The 7,795-nt window shown below is 74.2% G+C and carries 6 protein-coding genes; 1 reads left to right on the top strand and 5 read right to left on the bottom strand.

The window, feature by feature from the left end:
• Positions 1–448: 448 nt before the first annotated feature.
• From AXW62_RS33065 to AXW62_RS33045, 5 genes are all read right to left on the bottom strand, one after another.
• Positions 449–1,570, bottom strand: coding sequence for a GGDEF domain-containing protein (locus AXW62_RS33065; RefSeq protein ID WP_060947720.1), 1,122 nt, complete (start codon positions 1,568–1,570; stop codon positions 449–451).
• A gap of 265 nt (positions 1,571–1,835) precedes the next feature.
• Positions 1,836–2,630 (bottom strand): enoyl-CoA hydratase/isomerase family protein, encoded by a 795-nt coding sequence (locus tag AXW62_RS33060; RefSeq protein WP_060947719.1) that lies wholly within the window; start codon positions 2,628–2,630, stop codon positions 1,836–1,838.
• A 413-nt stretch (positions 2,631–3,043) separates the two neighbouring features.
• On the bottom strand, positions 3,044–4,555 hold the full coding sequence (locus tag AXW62_RS33055) for a cytochrome P450 family protein (protein ID WP_060947718.1): 1,512 nt from the start codon (positions 4,553–4,555) through the stop codon (positions 3,044–3,046).
• A gap of 403 nt (positions 4,556–4,958) precedes the next feature.
• Positions 4,959–6,149, bottom strand: coding sequence for an adenylate/guanylate cyclase domain-containing protein (locus AXW62_RS33050; RefSeq protein ID WP_060947717.1), 1,191 nt, complete (start codon positions 6,147–6,149; stop codon positions 4,959–4,961).
• A 127-nt stretch (positions 6,150–6,276) separates the two neighbouring features.
• Entirely contained in the window at positions 6,277–7,182 is a 906-nt protein-coding gene (locus AXW62_RS33045) for a biotin--[acetyl-CoA-carboxylase] ligase (protein WP_060947716.1), read from the bottom strand.
• 223 nt (positions 7,183–7,405) lie between these two features.
• Here AXW62_RS33045 and AXW62_RS33040 point away from each other — a divergent pair.
• Positions 7,406–7,795: carboxyl transferase domain-containing protein (locus tag AXW62_RS33040; RefSeq protein ID WP_289306034.1), on the top strand; the 390-nt coding region annotated here is incomplete at its 3' end.

Here is a 7,795-nt window from a genome sequence, read left to right as displayed (position 1 = left end):
TCGTCGATCACCCGCCGGGACGCCGAGACGGCCTCGAGCGCCGCCTCGGAGACCTCGACCCGCGCGGCGCCGCGCGCCACGGCGATGACGTCCTCGGCGGTCGTCCCGGAGGTTCCCACCACCACAGAGTGCATATCCATATTCATGGACCCTAGATTCTGAATCCGAACCTGTCACCCGTCTGTCGGCACGACCCTCGCCCGGCCGTCGCCCCGCCCCCCGTCAAGGCCCCCGCCCGGCCGTCGGCACGGCCCCCGCCGTAGCCCTTGCCCGGCTGCCCCCGCAGCCTTCACCCAAGCCTCCACCCGGCTGCCCCCGCAGCCCCCGTCCAAGCCTCCGCCCGGCTACCCCCGCGACGCCCGTCACAGCCTCCGCCATAGCTCTCCCCCGGGCCTCGCCCCGACCCTCGCTCGGCCGCCCTCGCCCGGCCGCCCCCGTCCGCTCGCGGTCACCGGCGGCCACGGAAGCGGCGGCGTTCCGGGGGGCGGGCGGGGGAGGTGTCGGCCAGCCGGATCACCGGGTCCTCGGGGCCGCCGTCCCGGCCCGCCACGACCGGTTTGAGGGAGCGGGCTGCCTTGGCGCGGTACTGGGCCGCGTCCGCCAGCCGGAAGAGGCGGCGGGCCGACGACACGGGGCCGATCGGGTCGCCCGTGGAGGCGACGCCGCAGGCGACGCCCTCGCCCATCTCCAGCTCGGCGGCCCGGCGGCACAGCTCGTCGGCCACCCGGACCACCTCGTCCGCCGGGGGGCCGACCCCCAGCAGACAGAACTCGTCACCGCCCAGCCGGGCCACCAGCGCCCCGGGCAGCATGGCGCCGCAGATGGAGAGCAGTGAGCCGAATCGTTCCAGCAGACGATCGCCGACCGCGTGGCCGAGGGTGTCGTTGACCCGCTTGAGGCCATTGAGATCGCAGACCACCAGGCTCACCACGGTGCCGTCCGCGTGGTGCGCCTCCAGCGCCTCGTCCAGCCGTATGTCCACCGCGCGGCGGTTGCCGAGGCCGGTCAGCGGATCGGTGAAGGCGAGGCGGCGGGCCTCCTCCAGCCGCTCGGTCTGGGCCAGCCCGGCGGCGGTCACCGAGGCCAGCACGGTCGCGAAATCGGCGTCGTCACGGTCGAAAACCGGGCTGCCGACCGCGCGGGCCACGTACAGCTCGCCCCACGCCCGCCCGTGCAGCACGATCGGGGCCACCACACAGCTGCCGCGGCCGCGCCGCCGCAGGGCCGCGACCCTCCCCCAGCTGCCACCGGAAGGCACCTCACGGGGGGTGTACGGGGCCGAGCCGGTGCCTGGGCCCTCGGCGGTCTCGACCCAGGCGTGCGGCTCCCCGCCCGCGGCCCAGCGCTCGTGCAGGAAGTCGGCGATCTCCGGGAAGTCGTGCACCGGATACGACTCGTCCTCCGGCCACGGCTCCTCGCCCGCCATCAGCGCGCCCACATTGACCAGAACCCGCAGCCGCCCCCGCTCGCGCTCCCACACCGAGATCGCCGCGAAACTGCCGTCGAGGGCGCGGCGGGCCGCTTCGGCGGCCGCGCCCACCGACTCCTGCGGGGTGTGCGCCGCCGCCATCCCCTGGGCGAGCCCCACGACGGCCCGCAATCGCCCGTCGACCCCGCCGGGCCGTCCGCCGATGTCCCCGTTGTCCGTCACGACGGCCTCGCATTCCTCACGGCACGCACACTTCGCTCCGCCCTCCAGCGTAAGAACGTCGGGAACAATCCGCTGCGGGCCGCTCACCCCGGGTATCCGGGCGAACCGTCACCCGGCGGCCGCCCGCCCCCGGGCGGAATCACCCGCCGCCCCGGGCCGGACCACCCGCCGGGCCCGGCCGGGCTCACTCCCCCGGCCAGTTCGGCGGACGCTTCTCGTTGAAGGCGGCGACGCCCTCGGCGCGGTCGCCGGAGAAGGCCACCGTCCGCCACGCCGCGTCCTCGACCTCCAGACCGGCCCGCAGATCCAGCCCCTGTCCCAGCCGCAGCGCCTTCTTGGCGGCCCGCACGCCGACCGGGGAGTTGGCGGCGATCCGCCGGGCCAGTTCCAGCGCCTCGGCCCGGTCCTCGCCCTCCGCCGCCAGCCGGTCCACCAGGCCCAGCTCATGGGCCTCCCCGGCAGCCACCCGGCGCGCGGAGAAGATCAGCTCGGCGGCGCGTGCGGCGCCCACCCGGCGCGGCAGCAGCTGGGTGCCGCCGCCGCCCGGGATCACCCCGACCGACACCTCGGGCAGCCCCACCACGGCGGTGGGATCGGCGACGATCACGTCACAGGACAGGGCCAGCTCGAAGCCGCCGCCCAGCGCATAGCCGTGCACGGCGGCGATGGCGGGCATCGGCAGCTCCAGCACCCCCGTGTAGGCGGCGCGGGAGACCGGCCGGTGCCGCATCATCTCGGCGTCGGAGAGGGAATTGCGCTCCTTGAGGTCCGCGCCGACACAGAAGGCCCGCTCATGGGTCGAGGTCAGCACGACGGCCCGGACGTCGCGGTCCTCGGACAGCGCCGCGCAGGCCGCCGCGATACAGCGCGCCATCTCGGAGGAGACGGCGTTCATGGCCTTCGGCCGGTCCAGCACCAGCTCGGCCACGAATCCGTCCCGCCGGACCGCGACCCACTCCCCGTAGCGCCGCTCGCTCATCACACACCCTCCCGGTTAACGACCGTGAACCCGTCGCCGGGGATCATCCCAGCTTCCCGGGGCGTCCGGTACCCGGGAGCGCCCGGACGGACCGGCGCCGCCGCCGGGCGGCGGCCCCGGCGGCGGGCGACGGCACCGGCGGCGGGCGACGGATGGCGTTTCCGTGCCAGAACGGGCCCAGCGGCAACGCCGGTGACGTCGAGGCGCGAGTGGGCCACGGGTACACCGTGGCGGCGGCCTCGCGCCGTAGCACACGCGATGCGCACCCACCACGACGCACACTCGCCGCGCCCCCCGGCACCACGACCCGGCCACCGCGCCCCACACCCACCGCGCCCCGGGCACCGGGACCCAACCACCGCGACCCGGCACCGCGACCCCGGCACCGGACGCGTGAGTCACCCGCATGGGGCCTAGCGGGAACGCCGCCACCGGGTCAGGAAGCCCAGCAGGGCCGACTGCTGCTTCTGCCGGTCCTCGCCCTCGGGCTGGAACTCACCTCCGGACCCCGGCGGGGCCGGGAGCGACAGCGAGAGCGACGGGACGGACGGCAGCGGGGACGCCCCCTGCGGCGCCTCCTGCCGCCCGTCCCGCTGGTCCGGGTGCGGCGGCTGGTCCCGCTCCCCCGGCCGGGCGCCGGGCGGCACCATGGTGCGCCGGCTCCCCGGCTTGATGACGGGCGCGAACCGCACCGGCAGGGTGATCACACCCCGTACGAAGACGCCGGACAGCCACTTCAGCTGCTCGACCTCACCGGCCAGCGCCAGGTCCGGTATGCGGTCCAGCAGCTTCTCCAGCGCGACGGAGGCGATCAGCCGGGCCGAGCTCCGGCCGGGGCACGCGTGCGGGCCCGCGCCGAACGCCAGATGCGCCCGGTTGCCCTGCTTGTGCGGGGACCTCAGCAGCGCGTCCCGGTTGGTCGCCGCGAGGCTGATCATCACGGCATCGCCCGCGCGCAGCCGCGTGCCGCCGATGTTGGTGTCGTGGACCGGGAAGTAGAGCCCCATGTTGGCCAGCGGCGGGTCGGTCCACAGCACCTCGTCCAGGGCGTCCTCGACGAGCATGCTGCCGCCCATGACGTCCCCGGAGAACCGCTCGTCGGTGAGCAGCAGCCGCAGGGCGCTGCCGATCAGGCCGGGCATCACCCCGGTCCCCATGCCGAGCAGCAGCAGAAGCTGCTCGACCAGTTCCTCATCGGTCAGCCGCGCCGGGTGGGCGATCAGCCAGGACGTGATGTCGGCGGCCGGTTCGCGCCGTTTCAGGTCGATCAGCTCGCGCACCGCCTCAGCGGCGCCCAGGTCCCCACCCAAGGGGTCCGACCCGTCGATGAACGCCGCCACGCCCCGCAGCAGCCGGTCCATGATCTCCTGCGGGCAGCCGAAGAGCTGGCCCATCACGAGCACCGGGACCAGCGCGCAGTACGACCCGATCAGCTCGGCCTCGCCCGCCTCGCAGAACTGGTCGATCAGCGTGTCGGCCGTCCGCTCGACATAGGTCCGCAGCGCACCGGGGTCGATCCGGCCGGTGCTGTCCTCGATGGCGCCGCGCAGCCGCCGGTGCTCCTCACCGTCGACGAAGTCGACCTGCGGCCGGGGCCGCAGGACCCGCGGGGCGAAGCTGCTCTCGGACAGCAGGCCCTCGTTCCGGTCCCGCCAGTTGCGGGGGTCCTTGGAGAAGGTCTCGGGGCGCCGCATGATCTCCAGCGCGGTCTCGTACCCCACGCACAACATGGCCGGTACGCCCCCATCCAGCTCCACCGGCGCCAGCGGACCGTGGGCCTCGCGCAGGCGCCGGTAGACCGCGAAGGGGTCTCTTCCGAACTCGGGCGCGTGGAGTGGTTCGGCACCGGTCCCCGCGTGGGCGGGACAGCCCGGCGGGGGTAAGGCGCCCGGACGCTGAGCACTCGAATCGTAAAGCTGGGTCACACGTGCTCCTGGACACCGCCGGGCCCACCCCGCGGGCGGACGCGGACGGTGCTACTTCGACGACAGGATCTGGTTCCACCGAGTGGATCTTGCGCACGTAGGCTAGCCCAACGGGTGCCGCTCCGCGCGCCCTTCACCGATCCGGACCGCCTCACCGCAACGATCCGGACGCCCTCCCCCGGATCACCGCAACGATCCGGACACACATTCCCAAACGCCACCGCAACGATCCGGACGGCCTCCCCCGCATCACCGCAACGATCCGGACGGCCTTCCCGCATCACCGCGAGATCCGGACGCACTTTCAAACACCACCGCAACGATCCGGACGACCTTCCCCGACAGTCCGGACGGCGCCCCGCGACCCTCCGGCGACGTCACCGGCCGCCCCGCCGTCCCTCGGTCAGGCGCGACGGCTCAGCAGCCACGGCTCCACGACGCCCAGACCACGCACCGGCCGCTGCCACATCGGCTGGAGCGCGAAGCGGTACGAAGGCGGCTCCTCGCCCTCCTTCTCCGCCGCGGCGGCCTGCTCGGCGGCCTCCGCCTCCGACACCGGGGCGTCCCCGGTGCGGCCCAGCTCCTCCGCGAACGCGCCGTCCACCAGGACCGCGTTCTTGGGCGCTATGGACGTCAGGCGGCTCGCCAGGTTCACCGTCGTTCCGAAGACATCGCCCATCCGGGTCGTGACGGTGCCGAACGCGATCCCGACCCGCAGCTCGGGCATCGTCTCGTCATGCGTCAGCGTCTCGATCAGGCGCAGCCCGATCTCGGCGGCGATGCCCGCGTCATCGGCCGCGTAGAGCACCTCGTCACCCAGCGTCTTGATCAGCCGTCCGCCGTGCGCCGCCACCAGGTCGGCGGCCGTGGTCTCGAACGCCTCGACCAGCTCGCCGAGCTCCTCCTCCTCCAGCCGCCGGGTCAGCCGGGTGAAGCTCACCAGGTCCGCGAAGCCGACCGCCAGCCGCCGGTCCACCATCTCCGCGTCGTCCGCGGCCTGCACCACCCGGCCGGTCGCCGCCGCGAGCTGGCGCCGGTAGACGTAGACCAGGAACTCCTCCAGCTCCGGCAGCAACAGCTCGACCAGCGGATACGCGATCTCGGTCCGGGTCATCCCGATCTCCTGCGGATCGATCTCCTGCGGATCGGTGAGCCCCTCCAGGAACGAGTCCATCTGCCAGTCGGCGAGCCGGGCGGTGGTCTGGCCGGTGGACCGCGCCACCTGGATGGCCATCGGCTCGCTCAGCAGCCCGGCCTCCACCAGACCGGACAGCCGGCGCAGCGCCAGGACGTCGGCCTCGGTGAGCGCCTTGGCCTGGCCGATGTCGGCGAAGCCCATGGCCCGCCAGAAACGGGTGGCCAGCTCGACCGAGACGCCCGCGCTGCGGGCGGCCTGGAAGGGGGTGTAGCGCCGCTCGGCGCCGAGGATCAGCTGCTCCAGCCGGAGCGCGATGGGGTCCGGCTCGTCCTCATCGGGGGCGTCCGCGGCGGCGCGCTCCCGCTCCCCGGGGTCCCGTACGGCCCCGTCCGGAGCGGCGGCGTCCCGCACCCCGCGCTCCTCGGCCGTGCCGGAACCCGCGTCGTCGGCGGTCACCGCCCGCCCCCTGTACGATCCCTGCGCACTGCCCTTCCGTTCCCTCTTCCCGGCCTGGTTCCGAGCTCGCCCACGGCCGTCCCGAGCTGGACCGACCGCGACCACGATACGTCAGGTGTGCCGTAGCTCACTCTTGCGCGGGAGGGCCTTCCTCCCTCGGTACGGAGCGTAGATGCACGATGTCACCGGCGGAGACCGGCTCCTGGACCCCGCCCTCGGTGGCCAGAACCAGCCGTCCGTCGCCGTCGACCGCGACCGCCTCGCCGATCCGCTCCCGGCCGCCCGGAAGCTCGGCGCGCACCCGGCGCCCGAGGGTCGCGCACCCCGCCGCATAGGTCTCCTGGAGACCGCACGCCCCGGGGTCGCCCTCGAAGCGGCGCCACTCCCCGTACCACTCCGCGATCGACCGCAGCACGGCCCGCAGCAGCGGATCGCGGTCGGTGGAGACCGCGCCGGCCAGGGCCAGCGACCCGGCGGTGGGCACCGGAAGTTCATCGGCCCGCAGCGAGACGTTCAGCCCCAGGCCGACGACCACCGCGTCCCCGGCCCGCTCGGCGAGGATCCCGCCGAGTTTCCGCTCCTCGCCCGCGACCGTCACCAGCAGGTCGTTCGGCCACTTCAGTGCGGTGTCCACGCCCGCCGCCCGGCTGAGCGCCGCGGCGCCGGCGACCCCGGCGAGCAGCGGCAGCCAGCCCCAGCGCTCCGTGGGCACACCGGCCTCGCCGGGCCGTAGCAGGATGGAGAAGAACAGTCCGGACCGGGCCGGGGCCGTCCAGGCGCGGTCGAGCCGGCCGCGCCCCGCGGTCTGCTCCTCGGCGATCAGCACCGCGCCCTCGGGCGCTCCCGCGCGGGCCCGGACGACCAGATCCGTATTGGTCGAGCCGGTCGCCTGCACCACCTCGACCTCGGTCCACAGCCCGCCGGGGCGCACCAGCCCCCGGCGCAGCGCGGCGGCGTTCAGCGGTGGCCGCTCCAGATCCGACCAGCGGCCGTGCGCGTCACCTGGGCTCCCTGAGGTGTCAGAAGGCGTCATAGGGGCCAGCCTAGGGTCAGGAGGTGTGGCCAACGACGCAGTGCCACCAAGCGGAGCCGCCGATACGCTACGTGCCGGTAGCCCAGCCGGCGCAACAGCCGCCGAGTGGCCGGAAACCCTCCAAAACCCCCATAGATCCCTTCCCATCGCTTTCCGACCCCTCCCCCGACACCTGAAGAAGTCCGCCCCATCCGCCCCCAGGACGAGCAGGAGCCGTATCCCGATGGCCGAGCCGGAGACCGCCCCCGAGATCCCAGACCGCCACACCACCGCGGGGACCCTCGCGGACCTGGAGCGCCGCATCGAAGAAGCGACCCACGCGGGATCCGCACGCGCGGTGGAGAAGCAGCACGCCAAGGGCAAGCTGACCGCCCGCGAGCGCATCGGCCTCCTCCTGGACGAGGGGTCCTTCACCGAGCTCGACGAGTTCGCCCGGCACCGTTCGACCAACTTCGGCATCGAGCGGAACCGCCCCTACGGCGACGGGGTCGTCACCGGCTACGGCACGGTCGACGGCCGCCCGGTGGCCGTCTTCTCCCAGGACTTCACGGTCTTCGGCGGGGCGCTGGGGGAGGTGTTCGGCGAGAAGATCGTCAAGGTGATGGACTTCGCG

The sequence above is a fragment of the Streptomyces hygroscopicus subsp. hygroscopicus genome (assembly GCF_001553455.1).
In the GTDB taxonomy this organism is placed as follows: Bacteria; Actinomycetota; Actinomycetes; order Streptomycetales; family Streptomycetaceae; genus Streptomyces; species Streptomyces hygroscopicus.
This window is presented reverse-complemented; position numbering and strand designations above follow the sequence as displayed.